Annotated in this window: 17 protein-coding genes; 5 read left to right on the forward strand and 12 right to left on the reverse strand. The window is 71.4% G+C overall.

Features of this window, described 5'->3' with window-relative positions; all coding sequences use genetic code 11:
• Positions 1 to 64 precede the first annotated feature (64 nt).
• Both AB0B33_RS38885 and AB0B33_RS38890 read left to right on the forward strand, forming a co-directional pair.
• On the forward strand, positions 65 to 3,298 hold the full coding sequence (locus AB0B33_RS38885; RefSeq protein WP_360781460.1) for a S8 family serine peptidase: 3,234 nt from the start codon (positions 65 to 67) through the stop codon (positions 3,296 to 3,298).
• A gap of 131 nt (positions 3,299 to 3,429) precedes the next feature.
• The gene (locus AB0B33_RS38890) at positions 3,430 to 4,821 is read left to right on the forward strand and encodes a discoidin domain-containing protein (protein ID WP_360781462.1); all 1,392 of its coding nucleotides are present in this window, start codon (positions 3,430 to 3,432) and stop codon (positions 4,819 to 4,821) included.
• Here the strand turns inward: AB0B33_RS38890 and AB0B33_RS38895 are convergent.
• Positions 4,809 to 5,969 carry an ROK family transcriptional regulator gene (locus AB0B33_RS38895; RefSeq protein ID WP_247020543.1) on the reverse strand — a complete coding sequence of 387 codons (1,161 nt, stop codon included), beginning with the start codon at positions 5,967 to 5,969 and terminating at the stop codon, positions 4,809 to 4,811. The genes AB0B33_RS38890 and AB0B33_RS38895 overlap by 13 nt on opposite strands.
• Positions 5,970 to 6,069: 100 nt before the next feature.
• On the opposite strand from AB0B33_RS38895, the gene xylA reads away from it, so the two are divergent.
• Positions 6,070 to 7,218 (forward strand): xylose isomerase, encoded by a 1,149-nt coding sequence (gene xylA / locus AB0B33_RS38900; RefSeq protein WP_360781464.1) that lies wholly within the window; start codon positions 6,070 to 6,072, stop codon positions 7,216 to 7,218.
• Between the two features lie 251 nt (positions 7,219 to 7,469).
• Here xylA and AB0B33_RS38905 read toward each other — a convergent pair whose 3' ends face one another.
• From AB0B33_RS38905 to AB0B33_RS38955, 11 genes are all read right to left on the reverse strand, one after another.
• A complete protein-coding gene (locus tag AB0B33_RS38905) occupies positions 7,470 to 11,342 on the reverse strand; it encodes a carbohydrate-binding protein (protein ID WP_360781466.1) in 3,873 nt (1,290 codons plus the stop codon).
• 103 nt (positions 11,343 to 11,445) lie between these two features.
• Positions 11,446 to 12,447 carry a sugar phosphate isomerase/epimerase family protein gene (locus AB0B33_RS38910; RefSeq protein WP_247020537.1) on the reverse strand — a complete coding sequence of 334 codons (1,002 nt, stop codon included), beginning with the start codon at positions 12,445 to 12,447 and terminating at the stop codon, positions 11,446 to 11,448.
• Between the two features lie 20 nt (positions 12,448 to 12,467).
• Entirely contained in the window at positions 12,468 to 13,835 is a 1,368-nt protein-coding gene (locus AB0B33_RS38915; protein ID WP_360781468.1) for a nucleotide pyrophosphatase/phosphodiesterase family protein, read from the reverse strand.
• Positions 13,832 to 14,959: a metabolite traffic protein EboE gene (eboE, locus tag AB0B33_RS38920; RefSeq protein WP_360781470.1), complete on the reverse strand. Its 1,128-nt coding sequence runs from the start codon at positions 14,957 to 14,959 to the stop codon at positions 13,832 to 13,834. Before eboE ends, AB0B33_RS38915 begins: the two co-directional genes overlap by 4 nt.
• Positions 14,956 to 15,807 (reverse strand): TatD family hydrolase, encoded by an 852-nt coding sequence (locus AB0B33_RS38925; protein ID WP_360781472.1) that lies wholly within the window; start codon positions 15,805 to 15,807, stop codon positions 14,956 to 14,958. The genes eboE and AB0B33_RS38925 overlap by 4 nt, the downstream gene beginning before the upstream one ends.
• Positions 15,807 to 16,352 carry an EboA domain-containing protein gene (locus AB0B33_RS38930; RefSeq protein ID WP_360781474.1) on the reverse strand — a complete coding sequence of 182 codons (546 nt, stop codon included), beginning with the start codon at positions 16,350 to 16,352 and terminating at the stop codon, positions 15,807 to 15,809. The genes AB0B33_RS38925 and AB0B33_RS38930 overlap by 1 nt, the downstream gene beginning before the upstream one ends.
• Positions 16,349 to 17,170 carry a sugar phosphate isomerase/epimerase family protein gene (locus tag AB0B33_RS38935; protein ID WP_360781476.1) on the reverse strand — a complete coding sequence of 274 codons (822 nt, stop codon included), beginning with the start codon at positions 17,168 to 17,170 and terminating at the stop codon, positions 16,349 to 16,351. The genes AB0B33_RS38930 and AB0B33_RS38935 overlap by 4 nt, the downstream gene beginning before the upstream one ends.
• Positions 17,167 to 17,994, reverse strand: a complete 828-nt coding sequence (locus AB0B33_RS38940; protein ID WP_360781478.1) for an SCO3242 family prenyltransferase — start codon at positions 17,992 to 17,994, stop codon at positions 17,167 to 17,169. The genes AB0B33_RS38935 and AB0B33_RS38940 overlap by 4 nt, the downstream gene beginning before the upstream one ends.
• Complete coding sequence (locus AB0B33_RS38945) at positions 17,991 to 19,100, reverse strand: inositol-3-phosphate synthase (RefSeq protein WP_360781480.1); 1,110 nt, start codon at positions 19,098 to 19,100, stop codon at positions 17,991 to 17,993. The genes AB0B33_RS38940 and AB0B33_RS38945 overlap by 4 nt, the downstream gene beginning before the upstream one ends.
• Before the next feature lie 126 nt (positions 19,101 to 19,226).
• On the reverse strand, positions 19,227 to 20,498 hold the full coding sequence (locus tag AB0B33_RS38950; protein ID WP_247020525.1) for an ROK family transcriptional regulator: 1,272 nt from the start codon (positions 20,496 to 20,498) through the stop codon (positions 19,227 to 19,229).
• Between the two features lie 244 nt (positions 20,499 to 20,742).
• The gene (locus AB0B33_RS38955) at positions 20,743 to 21,204 is read right to left on the reverse strand and encodes a MarR family transcriptional regulator (RefSeq protein ID WP_247020522.1); all 462 of its coding nucleotides are present in this window, start codon (positions 21,202 to 21,204) and stop codon (positions 20,743 to 20,745) included.
• Between the two features lie 139 nt (positions 21,205 to 21,343).
• On the opposite strand from AB0B33_RS38955, the gene AB0B33_RS38960 reads away from it, so the two are divergent.
• Both AB0B33_RS38960 and AB0B33_RS38965 read left to right on the forward strand, forming a co-directional pair.
• Positions 21,344 to 22,528, forward strand: coding sequence for an MFS transporter (locus AB0B33_RS38960; protein ID WP_247020520.1), 1,185 nt, complete (start codon positions 21,344 to 21,346; stop codon positions 22,526 to 22,528).
• Between the two features lie 23 nt (positions 22,529 to 22,551).
• Positions 22,552 to 23,385: an aldo/keto reductase gene (locus tag AB0B33_RS38965; RefSeq protein WP_360781483.1), complete on the forward strand. Its 834-nt coding sequence runs from the start codon at positions 22,552 to 22,554 to the stop codon at positions 23,383 to 23,385.
• Positions 23,386 to 23,476: the final 91 nt, after the last annotated feature.

The raw sequence follows: 23,476 nt of genomic DNA on the forward strand, positions 1-23,476 counted from the left end.
ATTGCTGACGAAGATCCCACGCTGTGTACTGCACGGACGCACATCTTCACGAAGGGTCGTTTCAGTGACACAGCACAGATCGCGCTGGAGACGGCGGGCCGGGATCACCGTCCTCGCCACCGCTCTCGGCGCCTCCGTCCTCGGCGTCGCCGTTCCCGTGGCGTCCGCCCAGCAGGCCCCGCCCTCGACCGGCGCGACCGACGGCAAGACCCTCGACGAGCACGACCGCGCGCTCGTCGCCGAAGCCGAAAAGGCCGGGAAACCGGACGTCACGCTGCTGATCGCGGCGGAAAAGGGCCAGACCGGCACCGCCGTGAACGAGCTCAAGGCGCTCGGCGGCGTCGTCCAGTCCACCGACACCAAGCTCGACTACGTCAAGGTCAGCATCCCGACGGACAAGGCCGAGAAGGCCGCCAAGCTCAAGTCCGTCAACGCCGTCGACGTCGACGGCCTCATCCAGCGCGACGACCCCAAGCCCGACGGCGCGACCACCCCGCTGCCGCAGCCGGCCCCGGGCAAGAACACCCCGCGCGTCAACCCGTACCTGCCGACCGGGGACACCTACGCGGCGCAGTTCGGCCAGGTCCTGCCCAACTGGGACGGCAAGGACACCACGGTCGCGGTGCTCGACTCCGGCGTCGACCTCGACTCCCCCGCGCTGGCCACCACCAGCCACGGCGAACGCAAGATCGTCGACTGGTACAACGCCAACGCCACCAACTCCGGCGACGGCACCTGGGTCAAGCAGTCGACCCAGACCTACACCGGCACGTTCACCGCGAACGCCAAGACCTGGACCGCGCCCGCCACCGGCGGCCCGTACACCTTCGGCGTCTTCAGCGAGACCGCCGGCGACCTGGGCGGCGCGGACAGCGAGACCGGCGGTGACGTCAACCGCGACGGCGACCGCGCCGACTCGTGGGGCGTGCTGCTCGACCCGGCGACCAAGGAGGTCCGGGTCGACCTCAACGGCAACGGCGACTTCACCGACGAGAAGCCGATGACCGACTACGCCAAGAAGTACGACTACGGCTTCTTCGGCACGGACAACCCGGCGACCGACGTCGCCGAGCGGATGGCCTTCGTGGTCCAGACCGACAAGCCGGGCTACGTCGGCATCGGCATCGCCGGCGCCGAGCACGGCTCGCACGTCGCGGGCATCGCCGCCGGCAACGACCTCTTCGGCGGCAAGATGGACGGCGCGGCCCCGGGCGCGAAGCTCCTGGCCGTCAAGGTCTGCCTCACCGGCACCGCCTGCACGTCGTCGGGCCTGATCGACGGTGTCGTCTACGCGGCCAGCCACGGCGCCGACGTCATCAACATCTCGATCGGCGGCCTGCCCGCGCTCAACGACGGCAACAACGCCCGTGCGGAGCTCTACAACCGCACGATCGCCGAGTACAACGTCCAGATCTTCATCTCGGCCGGCAACAGCGGCGCCGGGGCGAACACCGTCGGCGACCCGTCGGTGGCCACGGACGCGATCTCGGTCGGCTCGTACATCACCAAGGAGACCTGGCTGTCGAACTACGGCTCGGTCACCAAGAACGCCGAGTCGCTGCACCCGTTCTCCTCGCGCGGCCCGCGTGAGGACGGCGGCTTCAAGCCGGACATCATCGCGCCCGGCGCGGCGATCGCGACCATCCCGCGCTGGGAAGCGGGAGGCCCGGTGGCCGGCACGTACGGCCTGCCCGCGGGCTACGCGATGCTGCAGGGCACGTCGATGGCGTCGCCGCAGGCGACCGGCGCGGCGGCACTGCTGGTGAGCGCGTACAAGGCGACGCACAAGGGCCAGCGGCCGCCGGTCGCGCAGCTGCGCTCGGCCATCAAGTCGACCGCGCGGTTCGTGCCGGGCATCGACGCCTACGCCCAGGGCGCGGGCCTGTTCAACGTCCCGGCCGCGTTCGTCGCGCTGTCGCTGAACCCGAAGCCGGACGCCGTTTCGACGTCGGTCGAGGTGCACACGGCGCTGTCGCAGCAGCTGGCGACGCCGAACACGGGCGTGGGCATCCACGACCGCGAAGGCGTGACCACGGGCACGGCCTACACCCGGACGTACACGATCACCCGCACCACGGGTTCGGCGCAGCCGGTGCCGTACTTCGCGCGGTGGACGGGCAACGACGGGACGTTCTCGTCGAAGTCCACGGTGGTCCTGCCGCTGAACACGCCGGTGAAGTTCGACGTCAAGGTCGACCCGAAGAAGGCGGGCGCCCACTCGGCGGTGCTGAACCTGGACAACCCGCTGACCATCGGCATCGACGTGCAGACCCTCAACACGGTCTTCGCGCCGCAGGAGTTCACCGCCGCCAAGGGTTACCAGGTCGACGTCTCCGGCAAGATCGCCCGCAACCAGGCGACCAGCTACTTCGTGCGGGTGCCCCAGGGCGCCAGCGCGCTGAAGGTGGACCTGGACGCGGGCGCCGGCGCCCCGGGCAAGGGCCAGGTGCGGTTCCTGCGCTACGACCCGACCGGTGTCCCGGCCGAGGCCAGCACGTCGACGACGTACTGCTACCTCCCCGACGCCGGTGCCGGCTGCCCCGGTGGCACGCCGACCAGCCGCACGATCGCCAACCCGCTCCCGGGCGTGTGGGAGATCGTCGTCGAGGCGCGCCGGACGTCCGATGTGGCCGACGCGGCGTACAAGCTGACGGCTTCGGTGCTCGGCACGGCGATCTCGCCGAACCCGGACACCATCGCCTCGGCCACGCTGGGCACGCCCATCGCTCGGTCCTACACCGTGACGAACACGCTGGGCGCGTTCACCGGCAAGCTGAACGGCGCCACGCTGGGCAGCGCGAAGGTGGCGCGGCCCTCGATCGCCGAAGGCGCGCAGCAGCAGTACCAGATCGCGGTGACGCCGGGTTCGACGTCGCTGACGGCCACGATCGGCAAGACGTCCGACACGGGCGCCGACCTGGACCTGGTGCTGTACAACTGCACGACCGGCACCTGCGTGCAGGCGGGGGTCAGCGCGGACGGTGACTCCGAGGAGTCGGTGACCGTGCCCAACCCGGCCGCGGGTGTCTGGGTCGCGCTGGTCGACGGGTACGCGGTGCCTTCCGGCACCACCGAGTACGACTACCTCGACGTCTTCACCAACCCGGCCTTCGGGTCGGTCGCGGTGAACGACACCGTCGCGGCGCACGCGTCGGGCAGCTCGTGGACGGTGCCGGCGACGGTGACGGTCACGACCGCCCCGGCCGCGGGCCGCACCCTGCGCGGTCAGCTGACCGTGCAGACCGACACCGGTGTCACGGTCGGCTCCTCGCTGGTGCTGGTCAACGCCGTGAGCTAGTCCCGCTCAACGGAAACCGCCCCGGGTTCGCCCGGGGCGGTTTTCGCTGTATTGGTGGGTTTCCGACGCAAGTTTGCGTATGTGCGGTGAACTCTTGCCCCTTTTCGGTGCGTGTCCGTATGGTCTGGAACATGCGCCGGATTTCGACGTTCTTCGCCGCGCTTCTGTTGCTGGCGGCCACTTTGCCGGGTGCCGCGCACGCGGCCTCGCTGTCTTCCCGGACCCATTTGTTCTACTACCCTTGGTACGGCGGCGGTTCCACCGGCTACCGCCATTGGACGCAGGGCGGCCACACGCCGCCGTCCGACATCGGCGCGAACTTCTACCCCGTACTGGGCGCCTACGATTCCGGCGATTTCTCCGGCGCCGTCGAGCAGCACATGCGCTGGATCGAGCAATCCGGCGCCGGGGTGATCGTGTACAGCTGGTGGGGCCAGGGGTCCTATGAGGACGGTCTGGCGGCCGGCGTACTGGAAGCCGCGGCCCGCCACGGGATCCGGGTCGCGTGGCACCTCGAGCCCTACAGCGGGCGGACGGCGGCGTCGACCGTGGCCGACGTCGACTACATCACCGGACGGTACGGGTCGAGCCCCGCGTTCTACCGCGAGGGCGGCCGCGGCGCGTTCTACGTCTTCGAGAGCTTGCGGATCACCGACTGGACGGCGCTGGACCAGGTCCGTTCGTCGGCGATCGTGCTGGCGCAGACGACCGACACGAGCAAGGTCGCGCACTTCGGCGGGATGTACACCTACGACGCGATCGCCGGGGCCACCGCGCCGGGCTGGCGCGAGGCGGGGGCTTACTGCGAAGCGAACGGGCTCGTGTGGGCACCTTCGGTGGGTCCGGGGTACGTCGACGATCGGGCGGTGCCGGGCAACACGACTCCGACGTTGGCGCGGGACAACGGCGCGACCTACGACCGCGAGTGGCAGAACGCGCTTTCTTCGCAGGCGGACTGGGTTTCGGTGACGTCGTTCAACGAGTGGCACGAGGGGTCGGTCATCGAACCGGCTTCTTCCTCGCCACCTTCGGGGGCTTACGAGACTTTCTCGGGGGCCTACGGGACTTCCGGCGCGGCTTCGGAAACCGCTTACCTGGACCGGACTCGGTACTGGGCCGCTCAGCTCGGCGGGCAACCCGCGTCGGTCAACCTGGCTCAGGGGCGGCCGGTGACCGCCAGCGGGGCGCAGGGCGGGTATCCGGCGGGGAACGCCGTGGACGGGAATGCTTCGAGTTATTGGGAGAGCGCGAACAACGCGTTCCCGCAGACGTTGACGGTGGACTTGGGCGCACCGGCCGCGGTCGGCCGGGTGGTGCTGAAACTGCCGGCGTCGTGGGGTCGCCGGACGCAGACGATAGCCGTGAACGGCGGGACTCCGACCGGGTACGCGTTCGACCCGGCGACCGGGAACGCGGTGACGATCCCGGTGTCCGCGGCGGATCGGTACCTGCGGCTGACTTTCACGGGGAACACCGGGTGGCCGGCGGGTCAAGTGTCCGAAGTGGAGGCTTACGCCTCCTGAGCCCGGCTCACGAACGGCGCCGGATCCGCCAGCACCCGGTGCACCACCCGGCCCGCGGCCCCCAGCGTCGCCGCGTCGCCACCCAGGCGTGAGGCCGTCAGCACCGGGGGTGCGCCGCGGAGGCCGCCCAAGCGGGTGGTCAGGACGTCCGTCACCGGGCCGGACAGCCACGGGTACAGCTGCGTGAACACCCCGCCCAGCACGATGCGGTCGAGGTCCAGGAGGTTCACCGCCGACGTCAGGGCGACACCGAGGGCTTCCCCGGCGGCCGCACACGCTGCCCGCGCCGCGCGGTCGCCGTCCGCCAGCGCGGCCAGGAACGCGGGCAGCGTCGGCGCGTTTCCCGCCGCCAGCAACGCTTCTTGGCCCGCGAAGGTCTCCAGGCAGCCGCTTCCGCCGCACCGGCAGAGCGGGCCCTGGGGCGCGACCACGACGTGACCGAGCTCGCCGGCCAGGCCGCGGGCGCCGGCGAACAGCGCGCCGTTCACGACCAGGCCGGCGCCGATGCCGACTTCGCCGGAGACGTAGAGGAAGTCGCGCTCGCCGTCGCCGTACCAGAGCTCCCCCAGCGCCGCGAGGTTCGCTTCGTTGTCCAGTTCGACCGGGACCGGCAGGTGCAGGTCGGCCGGGCGGACGTCCTGCCAGCCGAGGTTGGGGGCGCTGAAGAGGACGCCGTCGCCGACCGGGCCGGACACCGCGAGCACCGCGCCCGCCACCTCCAGGCCGAGCCGGTGGGTTTCGGTGAGCGCCTCGGTGGCGAGCGCCTGCAGCTCCCCCAGGACCTTCTTCGGGCGCGAACCGCGGTTGTCGCGCTCGCGGCGGGCGGCGAACCGGACGCCGCCGGTGAGGTCGAGCACACGCACAGCGAGGTAGTCGACGTTGATTTCGAGCCCGAGCGACGCCACGCGGGCCCCGCTGAGCACGACGTCCACGCCCGGACGGCCGCGTTCGCCCGCGCGGGCGGGCCCGGTCTCGGCGAGCAGGCCCGCGTCGACCAGGTCGCCGACGAGCTTGCTCACGGTGGACTTGGTCAGGCCGGTGACCTCGGCGAGCGCGGCGCGGGTGAGCGCGCCGCCGCGGTGGACCGCGCCCAGCACGACCTCGAGGTTGCGGGCGCGCATCTCCTCGTGCCGCACGGCCTGGGTCATCTCGTCCCCTCCTGCTGTGCACTTTAACCGGGCCCCTTGACGCCCGGGAGCCGGACAGCGCATATTTAGTCTACAACGTGAACTAAATGAAGGGACAGTCATGAGCGACTACGCCCCCCGGCCGGCCGACAAGTTCACTTTCGGCCTCTGGACCGTGGGCTGGCCCGCGAACGACCCGTTCGGGGTCGCGACGCGGGCGCCGCTGGACCCGGTGGAGAGCGTCCACCGGCTGGCGGAGCTGGGCGCCTACGGCGTGACCTTCCACGACGACGACCTGCTGGCCACCGAGCCCGACCGCGACAAGGCGATCGAGGCGTTCAAGAAGGCCCTCGCCGAGACGGGCCTCCGGGTCCCCATGGCGACGACCAACCTGTTCACCCACCCGGTGTTCAAGGACGGCGGCCTGACCAGCAACGACCGCGACGTCCGGCGGTACGCGCTGCGCAAGGTCCGCCGCAACATCGACCTGGCGGCCGAGCTCGGCGCGGAGACGTACGTGGTGTGGGGCGGGCGCGAGGGCGCGGAGTCCGACGGCGCGAAGGACGTCCGCGCGGCGCTGGCCCGCTACAAGGAGGGCCTCGACCTCCTCGCGGACTACGTCGTGGAGAAGGGCTACTCGCTGCGCTTCGCCTTGGAGCCGAAGCCGAACGAGCCCCGCGGCGACATCCTGCTCCCGACGATCGGCCACGCACTGGGCTTCATCTCGCAGCTGGAACGGTCCGAGATGTTCGGCCTCAACCCCGAGGTCGGCCACGAGCAGATGGCCGGGCTCAACTTCGTGCACGGGATTTCGCAGGCGCTGTGGCAGGGCAAGCTGTTCCACATCGACCTCAACGGCCAGCACGGCCCGAAGTACGACCAGGACCTGGTCTTCGGCCACGGCGACGTGAAGAGCGCGTTCTTCCTGGTGGACCTGCTGGAGAACGGCGGCTACGAGGGTCCGCGGCACTTCGACTACAAGCCGTTGCGCACGGAGGACGCTTCGGACGTGTGGGTGTCCGCGGCGGCGAACATGCGGACCTACCTGATCCTGAAGGAGAAGGCGGCGAAGTTCCGTTCGGACCCGGAGGTCGTGGAGGCGCTGGCCGCGTCGCGCGTGCCGGACCTGGCGACGCCGACGCTCGCCCCGGGCGAGACGTTCGAAGACGTGCTGAAGGACGACTTCGACCTGGACGCGGCGGCCGCGCGCGGGTACCACTTCACGCGGTTGAACCAGCTGGCCCTGGAGCACCTGCTCGGCGTCCGCTGACGTTGCTGAGGGCCACCATCGGGGCATCCCCTGCCTCGGCGGTGGCCCTCACCGGCATGCTTGCGCCACCCGCGAAGAAGACCTCGGCAACACCGGCAGCTTCCAGTACCGCGACGGCCGTTACGAGAACGCCGGTGACCGGGGGCAGGCCCGGGTCACCTCGACCGCCGAGCCGCTAGTCCGCTTCCGCGAAAAGCCGTGAAGGCCACCTTGAGGAACGCAACGCTCCTCAAGGTGGCCTTCACGAACCGCTAGGACACCGTCAACGTGTCGATGTCGAACAGGGAACCCGCGCCACCCCGGAAGACCAGGTGGAGGGGGCCCGTTCCGGGCGTTACCGTGGTCGAGACCGTCTGGAACGTCTCCCAGCTGCCCGTGTTCGGGACCGGCACCGTGCCCAGCAGCGTCCCCGTCGCCGAACCCGCGCGGATCTCGATCGTGCCGCCCGCGCCCGCTGAGGACACCACCGCGCTGAAGCGCGTGATGCCCGCAGTGCTCACCGACGCGTACCCGGCCCAGTCGCCGTTCTCGATGTAGCCCAGGGTCTGGCCGCCGCTGGCCGGGGCGTGGGATGCGATCTGCACCCCCGAGCCCGACGTGAACGACTCACCCTCCACAGTGGACGAGGAAGACCCGCAAGCGGCAGGTGCGACTCCGGCCGCATAACGGACCGCGCCCAGCAGGGAAGACCTGAACACCGCGTCCGAATAGGACTCGATCGTGTGGCCGAGTCCCGTGTAGAACGCGCGGCCGGCGCCCTGCGGGTGGCACCACGTGATCGGGTGGTCCGCACCCATCTCGCCGCCCGTGTAGCTGGACTCGTCCAGGGTCTGCAGCACGTGCACGCTGCCCCGCGGGTTCGTCCGGTAGTTGTACAGCTCGTCGGTCCGGGTCCACACCGCCGGCAGGCCGGCCGTCGCCGGATGGGTGCCGTCCTCCGTCACGAACCGGGCCTGCTGGATCGCCGGGTGGCTCTTGAACCACGCCCCGACCAGCTGCCCGTACCACGGCCAGTCGTACTCCGTGTCCGCCGCCGCGTGGACGCCGAGGTAGCCGCCGCCACCTTCCACATAGGACTGGAACGCGGTCTGCTGCGCGGCGTCCAGCACGTCGCCGGTCGTCGAGTGGAAGACCACCGCCGCATAGGACGACAGCGAAGCCGAGGTGAACACCGACGCGTCCTCGGTCGCCGTCACGCTGAAGCCGTTGGCCGCGCCCAGTTCACGAAGAGCCTGGATGCCCGCCGGGATCGCGTCGTGGCGGAAGCCCGCCGTCTTGGAGAACACCAGTACCTCGTACGACGGATCCACCTGGGTCGGCATACCGTTCAGCGTAAAGGAATCCACGTCGAACAGGGAACCAGAACCGCCGCGGAACACCAAGAACAGCGGTCCCGAGCCACCCGACACCGACGTCGTCACGTTCTGGAACGTCTCCCAGCCGCCCGTCGACGGCACGGCCACCGAACCCAGCAGCGTCCCCGTCGCCGAACCCGAGCGGATTTCGATCGTCCCGCCCGCGCCGGCCGACGAAATCCGCGCCGTGAAGGACCGCGCGCCCGCCGTGCTCACCGATGCGTAGCCGGCCCAGTCACCGTTTTCGAGGTAGCCCAGGGTGTTGCCGCCGCTCGCCGCCGCGTGCGGGGCGATCTGCACACCGGACCCGGACGTGAACGACTCGCCCTCGATCGCCGGCGAAGCCGTCGTGAACGTGAACGCGTCGAGGTCGAACAGGTTGCCCTGCCCGGTCACGCCCTTGAACACCAGGTACAGCGACGTCGTCCCGGCCGGCCGGTCGGCGAGGTTCGCCGTGACGTCGGCGAACGTGTCCCAGTCACCGGTGTTGGCGACGGCCGCCGATCCGAGCAGCGTCCCGGTCGGCGAACCCGCGCGCACCTCCAAGGTGCCGCCCGGGCCGCCGGACGACACGCGGGCGCTGATCGACGTGGCGTTGCCCAGCGCGTACGGCGCGAACGAGATCCAGTCGCCGTCGTCGGTGTACCCGACCGTCCGGCCGCCCTCCGCCGCGCCGTGGTCGGCGAGCTGGATCCCCGACTGCGCCGAGAAGTGCTCACCCTGCCGGTGTCGCGGCTGCAGCTTCCGGACGCTGTGCGACGTCAGCCCGCCCTTGTCGGTGTACTGCGCGTCGAAGACGCCGTAGATGTTCGCCGCGGCGTCGTGCTCACCGTCGACCGGGACCGCGATCGAGCCGGAACACCCGGTCTGCTGGGTGATCTGGTGCTCGTGGCTGTCGTGCCCGAGGAGGTAGGTCACCTTCACCTTCGCGCAGTCCAGCGGCCCGTCCTCCGGATCGCTGCCGGTCACCTGGAACGGCACGGTGTCACCGAACGAGAACAGCTGCCCGTCCGCCGGCGTACCCAACGAAACCGTGGGCGCGGTGTTCCCCACCGTCACCACCAGGCTCGCCGTGCCGGTCAGCCCCTCCGGATCGGAAACGGTGAGCGTCGGCGAGTACGTGCCGTTGGTCGTGTAGGTGTGCGCCGGGTTCGCCGAGGTCGACGACGAGCCGTCGCCGAAGTCCCAGCGGTAGCTCAGCGCGCCACCCTCGGGGTCCGCGCTGCCCGCGGACGAGAAGTTCACCGTCAGCGGGTTCGGCCCGGACGTCTTGTCGGCCGCGGCCTTCGCGACCGGGTTGCGGTTCGTGCCCGCGAGGTACTCGATCCGGTACAGCGCCTGGTTGTCGCTGCCGGTGCCGTAGTCGAGGACGTACAGCGCGCCGTCCGGGCCGAACGCCATGTCCATGACCTGCGTGCCGGTCCACGGGAAGTTCTCGATCGGACCGCGGGTGCCGTCGCCGTTGACGGTCACCGCCTTGATCCACTTGCGACCGTACTCCCCCGCGAAGTACTTGCCGTCCAAGGATTGCGGAAACTTGACCGTGGACGTCGACGCGGCGTCGTACCGGTAGACCGGTCCGCCCATCGGCGACTCCGAGCCGCTGCCGAACTCCGGCGGCGACCCTTCGTCGCCCGCGTACTTGATCCACGCGGCCTTCGGCACCGGCAGCTTGGCGAGCCCGGTGTTGCGGAACGACGAGTTCGCCGGACCGCCCGCGCAGTCGTACTTCGCGCCCGACGGCCCGCTCGGGAAGGTGTAGTGGTTGTACGTCTCGGTCGTGGTGTTCGAGCCCGTGCAGTACGGCCAGCCGAAGTTGCCCGGCCCGGTGATCCGGTCGAACTCGACCTGCCCCTGCGGTCCGCGGTCGGGGTTCGTGACGCCCGCGTCCGGGCCGTAGTCGCCGAGGTAGACGACGCCGGTCGGCTTGTCGACACTCATCCGGAACGGGTTCCGGAAGCCCATCGCGTAGATCTCCGCGCGGGTGTTCGCGGTCCCCGGCGCGAAGAGGTTGCCGGAAGGCACGGTGTACGTCCCGTCGGCCTGCGGGTGGATCCGCAGCAGCTTGCCGCGCAGGTCGTTCGTGTTGCCGGACGAGCGCTGGGCGTCGAACTGCGGGTTGCGCGTGGTCCGCTCGTCGATCGGCGAGTAGCTGTCGGAGGAGAACGGGTTGGTGTCGTCGCCCGTGGTCAGGTACAGGTTCCCGGCGGCGTCGAAGTCGATGTCGCCCCCGACGTGGCAGCACTGGCCGCGGTCGTTGGCCACCTTGAGGACGACCTTCTCGCTGGCCAGGTCGAGCGTGTTGTCGGTCTTCAGCACGAACCGGGACAGGTGCAGCTCGCCCTTGAACGGCGCGAAGTCCGCCTCGGTGCCGTCGGTCGGCGCGTCACCGTCCGGTGTGGACAGCCGCGGCGAGAAGTACAGCCAGATGAACCGGTTCGTGGCGAAGCCGGGATCGGCAGCGACGCCTTGGAGCCCTTCCTCGTCGTGGGTGTAGACGTTCAGCTTGGCCGCGACGGAGGTGGCCCCCGCCGCGGTGGTGACGCGGACGGTGCCGTCGCGGGAGGTGTGCACGACCGAGCGGTCCGGGAGCACGGCGAGCGACATCGCCTCGCCGCCGAGTTCGGCCGCGCCGGTGGCGAGCGCGACCTGCTGGTAGTCCGCGGGTGGGATGTCCGCGCGGGCCGGGGTGTCGAGGGTGAGCAGGAGGCCGGCGCCCAGGAGCGCGGTGCCGAACAGCCTCGCCCACTTCGGTGGGGACGGAGACATGCGGGATCCTTCCTGATTTTGAGCGTGCTTCGCCCCGGTGTGGCGCGAAGCCGGTTTCGATCACCTTCCGACGGGGCTGGCGGTCACCCGTTGAACAGAAGCGCTACTTCGAGGAGAACGCGGCGTCGAAGGCCGCCGTGGGTGGGGTGAAGTTGAGCTTGCGGACGAACTCGAGCGCTTCGGGCGCGCCGATGAGCCGGTCCATGCCCGCGTCCTCCCACTCGATGGAGATCGGGCCGTCGTAGCCGATGGCGTTGAGCATGCGGAAGACGTCCTCCCAGGGGACGTCGCCGTGGCCGGTCGAGACGAAGTCCCAGCCGCGGCGCGGATCGGCCCACGGCAGGTGCGATCCCATCCGCCCGTTGCGGCCGTTGAGCTGTTTGCGGGCCTCCTTGCAGTCGACGTGGTAGATGCGGTCCTTGAAGTCCCACAGGAACCCGGCCGGGTCGAGGTCCTGCCAGACGAAGTGCGACGGGTCGAAGTTGAGCCCGAACGCCTCGCGGTGGCCGATCGCCTCCAGCGTCCGGACGGTGCTCCAGTAGTCGTAGGCGATTTCGCTCGGGTGCACCTCGTGGGCGAACCGGACGCCGACTTCGTCGAAGACGTCCAGGATCGGGTTCCAGCGGGTGGCGAAGTCGGCGTATCCGCGCTCGATCATCGACGGCGGCACCGGCGGGAACATCGCCACCGTGTGCCAGATCGACGAGCCGGTGAACCCGACCACGGTGGACACCCCGAGCTTCGCCGCGGCGCGGGCGGTGGCCTGCATCTCGGCCGCCGCCCGCTGCCGGACGCCTTCGGGTTCGCCGTCGCCCCAGATCCGCGCGGGCAGGATGGCCTCGTGCCGCTCGTCGATCGGGTGGTCGCAGACGGCCTGGCCCACCAGGTGGTTCGAAATCGCCCACACCTTGAGGTCGTACTTGGCCAGCGTCTCGAGCTTCGCCGGGACGTAGCCGTCGTCGGCGAGCGCCTTGTCCACTTCGAAGTGGTCGCCCCAGCAGGCGATCTCGAGGCCTTCGTAGCCCCAGCCGCTCGCCAGCTCGCACACCTCCTCGAACGGCAGGTCGGCCCACTGCCCGGTGAACAGGGTCAACGGTCGTGCCATGTCTGACCTCCAGGGTGCGTCTATTCGGTGCGGATAGCCGTGAGCAGCAGATCCTTGACTTCGGTGGCGTGGATCTTCTCGCGGGCGAGCGAGGGATCCGAGCACAGCAGCACGGGCCCGTCCTCGGGCGCGTCCGGCAGCCGCCCGTGGCTGCCCTTCACCGGCGCCGGGTCGAGCGGGACGACCTGCATCGAGTACCGCAGGCCGAGCTTCTTGCGGGCCAGCGCCGACGCCGCCTTCAGCTTCACCGCCGGGTCGTTCGGGTCGAAGAACAGCTCGGCCGGGTCGTACCCGGGCTTGCGGTGGATCTCGACCGTCTTCGCGAAGTCCGGCGCGCGGTCGTCGCTCAGCCAGTAGTAGTAGGTGAACCACGCGTCCGGTTCGGCGATCGCGACGAGCTCGCCCGCGCGCTCGTGGTCGATCCCGATCCCCGCCTGCCCCTCGCGGTCCAGTACGACGTCCACACCGGACAGTCCGGCGACGATGTCCCGCACGCGCGGGATGTCGGCGGGGTCGGCGACGTAGACGTGCGCGACCTGGTGGTCGGCCACCGCGAACGCGCGGGACGTCCACGGGTCGAGGTACTCCATCCCGGCCTGGACGTACACGTTGAGCAGGCCCTCACGGCGCAGCGCCCGGTTGATGTCGACCGGCCGGCTCGCGTTCGTGATGCCGTACTCCGAGAGCGCGACGACGGTGTGCCCGCCCGCGGCCGCCTGGTCCAGCAGCGGCTTCAAGGCGTCGTCGATCTCCCGCGCGGCCGCCGCGGCCTGGGGCGCGTCCGGGCCGAAGCGCTGGAGGTCGTAGTCCAGGTGCGGGAGGTAGACGAGCGTGGTGTCGGGCTTGTCCTCCGCCATGATCTTCTGCGCCGCGGCGATGATCCACTTCGACGACGTGATCGCGGCCGTCGGGCCCCAGTAGGTGAACAGCGGGAACTCGCCGAGGGCGCCGACCAGGCGGTCGTGCAGCTGCGGCGGGTGGGCGTAGGCGTCCGGGGACTTCTTGCCGTCGGCGTGGTAGATCGGCCGCGGGGTCACCGTCAGGTCGACGTCCATGCCCATCGCGTACCACCAGCAGACGTTCGCCACGCGATGTCCGGCCTGCGCGCGGCGGGCGGCGTCCCAGAACTTGTCGCCCTGGACCAGTTTGTTGTGCTGGCGCCAGAGGAAGATCTCGCCGAGGTCGCGGAAGTACCAGCCGTTGCCGACGATCCCGTGCCCGGCCGGCTGCAGGCCGGTGAGGAACGTGGACTGCACCGAGCACGTCACCGCCGGGAAGACGGTGTCCAGCTGCGCGGTGAAGCCGGGCTCGGCCATCTTGCGCAGGTTGGGCATGTGCGGCAGCAGCCGCGGGGTCAGCCCGACGACGTCGAGGACGAGCAAACTCATTCCGAAACCTCTTCCAAGCCTAGTTCGATCAGGGAACGCCGGGTCCAGTCCAGCTCGGCCGCGATGCCCGCGACCAGCCCGGCGTCGTCGGCGGGTGCGTCCGGGAGCACCTGCCAGGTGTAGGTCTCGACCTCGACGTGGTCGGTGCGCGCGGTCGCGCCGCCGAACAGCTCGGCCAGCGTCTCGGCCAGCACCGGCCGGGTCGACGTCAGCGGCGGCGCCGGGTCGGCGTGCAGCGGCACGTGGAAGTGCACGCGCCACGGTGCCTCGCCGGGGAGCCCGCCCGCCAGCGCGAGGTCGAGGTCGTCGGCGCCCGGTGGGGCGCCTTCGTTGCTCTGGTGCAGGAAGCGGGGTTCCACAAAGGACTCCAGTGCGCGCCGGGTCGCCGGATCCCGCGGCGAAGCGGCCTCCAGCGCGGCCGACGCCTGCAGCTTGACGACGTCGAGCCCGGCGGCTTCGAGGCGGCCGAGCGCGGCCGCCGGGTCTTCGAAGCCCACGGCGAGGTGGCACGTGTCGAGGCAGACGCCGAGCCAGTCCTTGTCCACATCGGACAGCAGTGACGCCGCCTGCGCGGTCGTCTCGATGACGCAGCCCGGCTCGGGCTCGAACGCCACCCGCACCGGCCGCTCCTGCCCGGCCAGCCCCTTGGCGAGCAGCTCGAGCCGGCCGCGGTCGTCGCGCCATTCCGTGCGCCAGCCGAGCGGCAACGTCGAGACGCTGCCCCGCACGGCGTCGTCCGGCATCAGCTCGGTGAGCAGCCGCGCGAGGTCCAGGGTGTACCGCGTGCGCTCGGGCGTCGACCAGTCCGGCCGGTACACCTTGTGCTTGACGACCGGGTCGTGGAACCCCTGGTACGGGAACCCGTTGAAGGTGACGACCTCCAGCCCGCGGGCGGCCAGTTCACCGCGCAGCCGGGCGACCGCCGCCGGGTTCGCGACCAGCTCCGAAGCCACCGGGCGCGCCAGCCACAGGCCGAGCCCGAGCCGGTCGGCGCCCAGGCGTTCCCGTACCGGCTCGCCGAAGCGGGCCAGCTGGGTCAGCACGCCATCGAGGTCCTCGGCCTGGTGCACGTTGGTGCAGTAGGCGAGGTGGACGAGCGTGCCGTCGCGGTGCCGGAGCCTCACTTGCGCGCACCCCGCAGGATGGAGTTGCCCGCGAACTCGGCGGCGGCGGTGTCGGATTCGAGCGAGAGGCGGCCGCTCTGGCCGTAGAACTCGACCGGGTTGCGCCACAGGACGCGGTCGACGTCGTCCTCGGTGAACCCGGCGGCCAGCATCGCGTCGCCGGTCTTGCGGGTCTTGAGCGGGTCGCTCTTGCCCCAGTCGGCCGCGGAGTTCACGAGGACCTTTTCGGTCCCGTATTCGCGAAGGATCGCGACCATCCGCTCTTCGTCCATCTTGGTGTCCGGGTAGATCGAGAACCCCATCCAGGAACCGGACTCCTTGACCTGCCGGACGGTCACCTCGTTGAGGTGGTCGAGCACCACGCGCTCGGGCGCGATGCCGGATTCGCGGACGACGGCGATGCTGCGCTCGGTGCCGGTCGCCTTGTCGCGGTGCGGGGTGTGCACCATCGCCGGGAGGTCGTGGTCGATCGCCAGCGCGAGCTGCGCGGCGAACGCCTTGTCCTCCTCCGCGGTCATCGAGTCGTAGCCGATCTCGCCGACCGCGACCACGCCGTCCTTCTCCAGGTAGCGCGGCAGGACGTCGAGCACCGGCGCACAGCGCGGGTCGTTGGCCTCCTTGGGGTTCAGCGCGATCGTGCAGTGGTGCGCGATGCCGTACTGGCTCGCGCGGAACGGCTCCCAGCCGACGAGGGCGTCGAAGTAGTCGGTGAAGCTGCCGACGTTCGTGCGCGGCTGGCCCAGCCAGAACGCCGGCTCGACGAGCGCGCGGACGCCGGCGGCGTGCATGGCCGCGTAGTCGTCGGTGGTCCGGGAGCTCATGTGGATGTGCGGGTCGAAGATGCGCATCAGGCGTCCTGTTCGGTCAGCAGCGGGAGGAGGTCGGCGGGGACGTCGCGGCCCGCGGCGGTGCGCTCGGCGGCGAAGGACCGCATCATGCGCAGCAGTTCCTCGTCGGTCCGGCGGTCGAGCCCGGCGATGCCGGCCAATGGAATGCCCATGAACACGCACTTGAGGACGCCGTGGCGGTACGCGGCGGCGTCGAGGTGCGTGGCGGCGTACTCCCCCATCGCGGCGGTCACCAGGCGGGTGTCGTTGGTGCGCAGGGCGTCCGCGACCAGTTCGAGCCCGGCGTCGCCGGTGTCCACGACGGACAGTCCACGCAGGACGGCCCGCTTCTCGGCGGCGTCGCCGTAGCGGTAGAGGTCCGGCATCTCCGCGGCGGCTCCGGGTGCGGCTTCCAGCAACCGGACCCGGGCCACGTCGTCGACCGTCCACCCGGGAGTCTCCGCCGGGCCGCGGCCGACCCGGCGCCCGACGCCGGGGAACACCGTGCGCAGCACCGTCGCGTCGGCGGCGACGTCGTGCAGTGCCTTGTCCAGCCAGGCGTTCACGCCGCCACCGCCTTCCGCAGGAATTCGAGGGACTCGCGGGCGATCCGCGGCGCCGCGTGGCTGTCGCGCGGCAGCTCCACCGCCACCAGCCCGGCGTACGGCGACAGCGCTTCCAGCACGGGCGGGAAGTCGATCTCGCCCGCGCCGAACTCCAGGTGCTCGTGCGTGCCGCGGCGCATGTCGTCGATCTGCACGTTGACCAGCCGCGGCAGCGCCCGGCGGACGCAGTCGGGCACGGCCGCGGACTCGTTGCACCGGCAGTGCCCGATGTCCAGCGTCAGCCCGAACCGCCCGGGGTCGCCGAGGCGCCGGGAGAGTGCGAAGTACCCGTCGAGGTCCTCGACGAGCATCCCCGGCTCCGGTTCGAAGCCGAGCTTGACGTCGTGCTCCTCGGCCGCTTTGAGCACGTCCGCGCACCCGTCGACCAGGTGCGCCCAGGCGTCCTCAGTGGACAGCTCCGCGGGTTTGTTCCCGCTCCAGAACGAAACCGCCTCCGCCCCGAGGTCCGCGGCGATCTCCACGGCCCGCGTCAGGAACTCGACGCGGTGCGCCCGGTCGGGGTCGAGGAACGTCGGCGAGTGCTTGCGCCACGGGTCCAGCAGGAACCGGGCACCCGTCTCGATCACCACGGCCAGCCCGAGCCGGTCCAGCTCGGCCGCCAGCGACGCGACCCGCCGGGCGAGGTCCGGGCCGAACGGGTCGAGGTGCTGGTGGTCGAGGGTGAGCGCGACCCCGTCGTAGCCGAGGTCGGCCAGGACGCGCAGGGCGTCGCCGAGGCGGTGGTTGGCGAAGCCGTTGGTGCCGTACCCGAACCTCATGTCGGCGACACCTTTCGGCTCAGCGCCCGCGCGATCGGGAACGCGGCGGCGACGGCCAGCGCCGAGCGCCACGCCCCGGTGCGCGCGATCAGCCCGGCCTGCAACGGGATCATGCCGTGGATCCCGGCCCCGACCGCGCGGCGGATCTTCGGGGCGGCCGGGTCGCGCACGGCGTCGTACTGCGCCCGCCCGGTGGTCAGCGCGTACGTCCCGAGCAGCGCCGAAGCCAGCGGCCCGACGCGCCCGGCGGCGACGCGGACCCCGGCGGTGGCGGCCAGGGTGGCCGCGGGCAGCGCGGGCTTCGCGCCGTGGACCTCCGACCTCGACAGCGTTGTCACGGCGTAGGTGTGCGCCCCCACCGTCAACGCCGCCGACAGCGCGGGCTTGGCCCCGCCCGCCCCGAGCAGGACGTCGAGCGCGCGGGCGGCGGCCATCGCGGCCGGGCCGAGCGCGGTCTCCTTGAGCACGAAGTCGTACGCCCACACGGTCGCGGCCAGTGGCAGCGCGACGCGCAGCGCCCGCTTCCCGCCGGCGGCGGCCGCGATGCCCAGCCCGCCCGCGGTCAGGCCGGTGGCCACGCCGAGCGCGGTGCCGGGCTTGATCCGGCCGGACGGGATCGGCCGCTCGGGCCGTTCCATGGCGTCCAGGTGCCGGTCGGCGTAGTCGTTGAGCGCCATGCCCGCCCAGTAGATGCAGACGGACGCGCCGGTCAGCGCCGGCGTGCGGCGGCCGAAGGGCCAGCCGGCCGCGGCGGCCCCGGCGACGGCGTCCCCGGGCACGGTCAGCGCCGCGGGCGCGCGGACGAGTTCGACGAAGGCCTTCACCGGTGCGCCCACTCACGCAGGGCCGCGTACTGCGACGCCAGGTCGTGCGGGCCGTCCCCGGCGGGATCCTTGAAGAAGAACCCGAACTCGGCCACCGGGCCGGCGACGCCGTCACGGCAGGCCTTGCCGGTCAGCCGGGCGAGGTCGAGCACCAGCGGCGCGGCGAGCGCCGAGTCGCAGCCCTGCCAGGTGAGCTGCAACGTCATGCGCGCACCGAGGAAGCCTTCGAACAGCACGTGGTCCCACGCCGTCTTCCAGTCGCCGAGCGCCGGGACGTAGTCGATGTGCACCTCGCCGTCGACCTCGCGCCCGAGGTTCTGCGAAAGCACTTGCTGCTTGGACGCGTTCTTGCTCGCCGCCGCACCGGGGTCGGCCAGTGTGGCGCCGTCCCCGCCGCCCAGCAGGTTCGTGCCCGACCAGGACAGGACGTTCAGCGCGCGCTGGGCGAACATCGGCGCGAGCACCGACCGCAGCAGCGTCTCGCCGGTCTTGCCGTCGCGGCCGGCGTACGGCTGCCCCGTCGAACGGGCCAGCTCGTCGAGCGCAGGCAGGCGCGCGCCGGTGGACGGGGTGAAGTCGACAAAGCCACAGCCGGCGCGGAAGGCTGCGTAGGCGTACAGCGCGCTCGGCGGCAGGGTGTCCAGCGCACCCTCCAGCGCGGCGAGGGACGCGTGCGCCGGGTGCGGCGCGCACGGTGGCTCGGTGGAGGAGACGTTGACCACGACGACGTGGTCCAGACCCTCCCGGAACTCGGTCAGGTCCGCGACGATCCGCTCGGCCGCGGCCTGCCCGCCTTCGGACGGCGCCGGGCGCAGCCGGGCCTCCGCCGCCTCCAGTTCCGCGCTCACCGCGCCGGGCAGCGCCGACGGCAGCACGCCCGCCGCGGCCAGGTGCTCGGCCCGCTTGACCAAGGGCGTGTCGACGACGTCGTGGCCCCCGAAGACCAGGTCCCCCAAGCCGGGCAGTTCAGCCCCGGCGAAGTCCGGCAGCTCGGTCACGCAGCCCGTGCGCGCGGCCAGTCCCGCGCGCATGGCGGCGGCCCCGGCGACGGCGGTCGTGGCCACCGAGCCGCGGGCACCGATCAGCCAGACACCGATCTTCCCCATAAGTTCCTCCACCTGTTCGGCACATCAGCCCGCGCCCCGGCGATTCGCCGCCCGGCGCGCGGGCGCCCACCCGATCTACATCGCCGGACTCGATCAAGTGTTTCCACCCGGTCGGGGGCAGCACGCTCATCCGCTCTCCCGTTCCGCGCGGACCGGCACCAGCGCCGGGTCGTCGAACACCGCCTGCAGCGCCACGTGCGCGCCGCCTCGCGAAGCCGCGGAGAACCCGAGCCAGGACAGCTCGACGCGGCAGCCCCCGATGCCCGGGGCGATCACGCGGGTTTCGAGCTCGGCCAGCATCGGGCCGAGCAGGTACGGGCCCAGCTGCGCGAAGTAGCCGCCCAGCAGCACCACGCGCGGGTTGAACACGTTGACCAGCACCGCGGCGCCGACGCCGAGCCCGGTGCCGACCTGCGCGAGCGCGTCGAGCGTCCGCTTGTCCTTCAGCTCGGCGCGGCGGCGGATCAGGTCGAGCCGCTGTTCGAGGTCCAGCGACGGGTCGTGCACCGGGTCGCCCGGCGACGCGGCGAGCCGCAGCATCCCGGCGAGCCCGACGAGCGTTTCCCAGCAGCCGCGGCGCCCGCAGCCGCAGATCCGGCCGGCCGGGTCGAGCTGGATGTGACCGATCTCGCCGGAGAACCCTTCGGCGCCGCCGAGCAGCCGTCCCCCGGCGATCACCCCGCCGCCGACGCCGATCTCGCCGGTCAGGTAGACCAGGTCGGCGGTGCCGGCGACGCTGCCCATGGCGTATTCGCCGAGCGCGCCGAGGTTCGCGTCGTTGGCCGTGCGGATCGGGTACGACGGCGGGCCGAGCCGCCGGGTCAGCCGCTCGGTGATGCCGCGGACCACCCGGACGTCGGTCCAGTGCAGGTTGGGCGCGAAGGCGACGGTGCCGCTCGCGACGTCGACCAGCGCCGGGATGCCGACGGTGACGCCGGCGGGCATGACCCCGAGCCGCCGGAACTCCCGCAGCGCCCGCGCGGTCAGCTCCGCACCGGCGTCGAGGACCTTCTCGACGGGGAACGCGGGTACGTCGAGCGCGACGCGCTGCTCGAACAGGACGGCGCCGGTGAGGTCGAGGGCGAGCGCGGTCAGGTAGTCGACGTTGATCTCCACGCCGATCCCGCCGACGCCGCGGCCGTCGAGTTCGACGATCGTGCCCGGGCGCCCCACCGCGCCGGCGCGCTCGCGGTCGCCTTCCCGGACCAGCCCGCGTTCGGCGAGTTCGGCGACGAGGCTGGACACGGTTCCCTTGTTCAGCCCGGTGTCCGCGGCGATCCCCGCCCGCGACCGGGGACCCGCGTCCCGCAGGTGCCGCAGCACCAGCGAAAGGTTGCTCCGCCGGACGGCGGCCTGGTCGGCCGGGCGCACCGGTTTGAGCGAGAAGGAGGAGTCCACGCCGACACCACCCCAGTTCGTCTGGTGGGACAACAAATTAGGGCGGCGCAAACGGTCCGGTCAACGGCTGACGGGAACGGCCGGAAGCCGGACAAACCGTGCTGACCAGCGAAACTATCGAACGCGGCGAGCGAAAGTGTCCCACGGATGGAGCAGGGGTTCGGGCGGGTGGCCGCCGCAATCGCACGGCCGATCGGGAATGTGCCGCTCAGCGGGAGTTTCGGAAGACTTTCGCAAGCTTGCGTCAGGCCGAAGGCACAGCCGGGAAGGAAAGCGTGCCCAGCGCCCCGACCAGCGGTGAAAGTTCCGGCAAGGTTTCGGCCTCGGCGAGCGCTTCCGCCAGGGCCGTGTCGTGGGTCGGGCGGGCCGCCGTCAGCAGGGCCTGCCCCGCCGGCGTCACCTCCGTGTAGATGCCGCGGCGGTCGTCCGCGCAGAGGTAGCGGGCCAGCAGACCGCGGCCCTCCAGCCGGGTCACCAGCCGCGTCGTCGCCGACTGGCTGAGCACCACGGCGTTGGCGAGCTGGTTCATCCGCAGGTGGAAGCCGTCCTGGCGGGCCAGCACGTCGAGCACGGTGTACTCGCTCACCGACAGCTCGTGGTCGCGCTCGAGCGCGCGCTGCAGCTTGTCCTCGATCCGCGCGTGGAGCGCGGCGAGCGTGCGCCAGCCCTGCGCGCGTGCCGCCACGGCGTCGTCGTCCAGTGACACGGTTCACCTCTCCCCGGCTTGCGCGTACACGTTTGCACGCTGCACTATCGAGCTCGTGCAATATACGGCGTCTGCAACTATCTCGGACGCTCGTAGTTGCCAACGCCCACAACAGTCTACCCCGGGAAGAAGGAAGTCCATGCCCGCCGCTCTGCTCGCACTGGCGATCAGCGCTTTCGGGATCGGCACCACCGAGTTCGTGATCATGGGTCTGCTGCCCGAGGTCGCGGGCGACTTCGGTGTCTCGATCCCGTCCGCAGGCCTGCTCATCTCGGGCTACGCGCTCGGCGTCGTCGTCGGCGCGCCCGTGCTCACCGCGCTGGCCTCGCGGGTGCCGCGCAAGACCGTGCTGGTCGCCCTGATGGGGCTGTTCATCGCGGGCAACGTGCTCTCGGCGCTCGCCCCGAGCTACGGCCTGCTGATGACCGGCCGGGTCGTCGCAGCCCTCTCGCACGGCGCGTTCTTCGGCGTCGGCTCGGTCGTCGCCGCTTCACTGGTCGCCCCGGCGAAGCAGGCCAGCGCGATCGCGCTGATGTTCACCGGGCTGACCGTGGCCAACGTCCTCGGCGTGCCCGCCGGCACCGCGCTCGGCCAGGCCTTCGGCTGGCGCTCGACGTTCTGGGTGGTCAGCGTCCTGGGCGTGCTCGGTGCCATCGGCATCCTCGCGCTGGTGCCGCACCAGAAGCCGGACCCGGGGGCGGGCCTGCGCGGCGAGCTCGCCGTGTTCCGCCGCCCGCAGGTGTGGCTCGCGCTGGTGATGACCGCGCTCGGCTTCGCCGGGGTGTTCGCGTCCTTCACCTACATCGCGCCGATGATGACCGAGGTCGCCGGCTTTTCCAGCGGGGCCGTGACCTGGCTGCTCGTGCTGTTCGGCGGCGGCCTCTTCGCCGGCAACCTGCTGGGCGGCCGGGCGGCGGACCGCAAGCTCATGCCGAGCCTCTACGTGATCCTCGCGGCACTGGCGATCGTGCTGGTCGCGTTCGTCTTCACCGCGCACGCCAAGGTGCCCGCGGCGATCACCATCGCGCTGTTCGGCGCGGCCGGCTTCGCGACCGTGCCGCCACTGCAGGCCCGCGTGATGGCCAAGGCCGAGGGCGCCCCGGCGCTGGCCTCGGCGGCGAACATCGCCGCGTTCAACCTCGGCAACGCGGGCGGCGCGTGGCTCGGCGGCCGGGCCATCGAGTCCGGCCTCGGCTACACCGCCCCCAACTGGATCGGCGCGGCGCTCGCCGCGGCGGGCCTCGCCGTGGCGCTCGTCTCCGGCCTGCTCGACCGCCGTTCCCCGGCTAGTTTCGCAGCCGGGGAACGGGTACTCGCCCGATGAACCACCCACCGAAAGGAACCCTCGTGACCAGCGTGCCCGTGATCGAACTCAACAACGGCGTGCGGATGCCGCAGCTCGGCTACGGCGTGTTCAAGGTCCCGGACGACGAGACCGCCACCGCCGTGAAGGCCGCTCTCGACGCGGGCTACCGCAGCATCGACACCGCCACCGTCTACGGCAACGAAAAGGGCGTCGGCCAGGCCCTCGCCGAGTCGGACGTGCCCCGCGACGAGCTCTTCGTCACCACCAAGCTGTGGAACTCCGCCCAGGGCTACGACTCGACGCTCAAGGCGTTCGACGAGAGCATGGCCAAGCTCGGCCTGGAGCAGCTCGACCTGTACCTGATCCACTGGCCGACGCCGCAGCGGGACAAGTACCTGGACACGTGGAAGGCGTTCGAGAAGCTCTACGCCGACGGCCGCGTCCGCGCGATCGGCGTGTCCAACTTCCAGCCCGCGCACCTCGAGCGGCTGATGGACGCTTCCGACGTCGTGCCGGCGGTCAACCAGATCGAACTGCACCCGTACCTGCAGCAGCAGGAGGTCCGCGAGTTCGACGCGAAGCACGGCATCGCGACGGAGGCGTGGAGCCCGCTCGCCAAGGGCGGCAGCCTGCTGGGTGACCCGGTCGTGGCGGAGCTGGCGGTCAAGCACAGCCGGACGCCCGCGCAGATCGTGCTGCGCTGGCACCTGCAGCTGGGCAACGTCGTGATCCCGAAGTCGGTGACGCCGTCGCGGATCGAGGAGAACTTCGACCTGTTCGGGTTCACCCTCACGGAGGAGGAGGTCGAGTCGCTGAACCCGCTGGACCGCGGGGAGCGCACCGGCCCCGACCCGGACACGTTCAACGCCGCCTGACCCCAGTTGAACTCCGACGCCGTCGCGAGGATCGCGAGCACGAGCAGCACGGTCCGGCCGTTGCCGCTCGCGAGCTGGGTGTTGCCCACGG

Origin of the sequence: Amycolatopsis sp. NPDC049159 (assembly GCF_040648295.1) — a bacterium.
Lineage (GTDB): Bacteria > Actinomycetota > Actinomycetes > Mycobacteriales > Pseudonocardiaceae > Amycolatopsis > Amycolatopsis pretoriensis_A.

What these genes read in the sequence shown, in the direction of transcription:
- AB0B33_RS38945 (WP_360781480.1), bottom strand. Translation starts at nt 19,100, where the DNA reads ATGGGGAAGATCGGTGTCTGGCTGATCGGTGCCCGCGGCTCGGTGGCC.
- AB0B33_RS38915 (WP_360781468.1), bottom strand. Translation starts at nt 13,835, where the DNA reads ATGAGTTTGCTCGTCCTCGACGTCGTCGGGCTGACCCCGCGGCTGCTG.
- AB0B33_RS38960 (WP_247020520.1), top strand. Translation starts at nt 21,344, where the DNA reads ATGCCCGCCGCTCTGCTCGCACTGGCGATCAGCGCTTTCGGGATCGGC.
- AB0B33_RS38905 (WP_360781466.1), bottom strand. Translation starts at nt 11,342, where the DNA reads ATGTCTCCGTCCCCACCGAAGTGGGCGAGGCTGTTCGGCACCGCGCTC.
- AB0B33_RS38935 (WP_360781476.1), bottom strand. Translation starts at nt 17,170, where the DNA reads ATGAGGTTCGGGTACGGCACCAACGGCTTCGCCAACCACCGCCTCGGC.
- xylA (WP_360781464.1), top strand. Translation starts at nt 6,070, where the DNA reads ATGAGCGACTACGCCCCCCGGCCGGCCGACAAGTTCACTTTCGGCCTC.
- AB0B33_RS38890 (WP_360781462.1), top strand. Translation starts at nt 3,430, where the DNA reads ATGCGCCGGATTTCGACGTTCTTCGCCGCGCTTCTGTTGCTGGCGGCC.
- AB0B33_RS38925 (WP_360781472.1), bottom strand. Translation starts at nt 15,807, where the DNA reads ATGCGCATCTTCGACCCGCACATCCACATGAGCTCCCGGACCACCGAC.
- AB0B33_RS38910 (WP_247020537.1), bottom strand. Translation starts at nt 12,447, where the DNA reads ATGGCACGACCGTTGACCCTGTTCACCGGGCAGTGGGCCGACCTGCCG.
- AB0B33_RS38895 (WP_247020543.1), bottom strand. Translation starts at nt 5,969, where the DNA reads ATGACCCAGGCCGTGCGGCACGAGGAGATGCGCGCCCGCAACCTCGAG.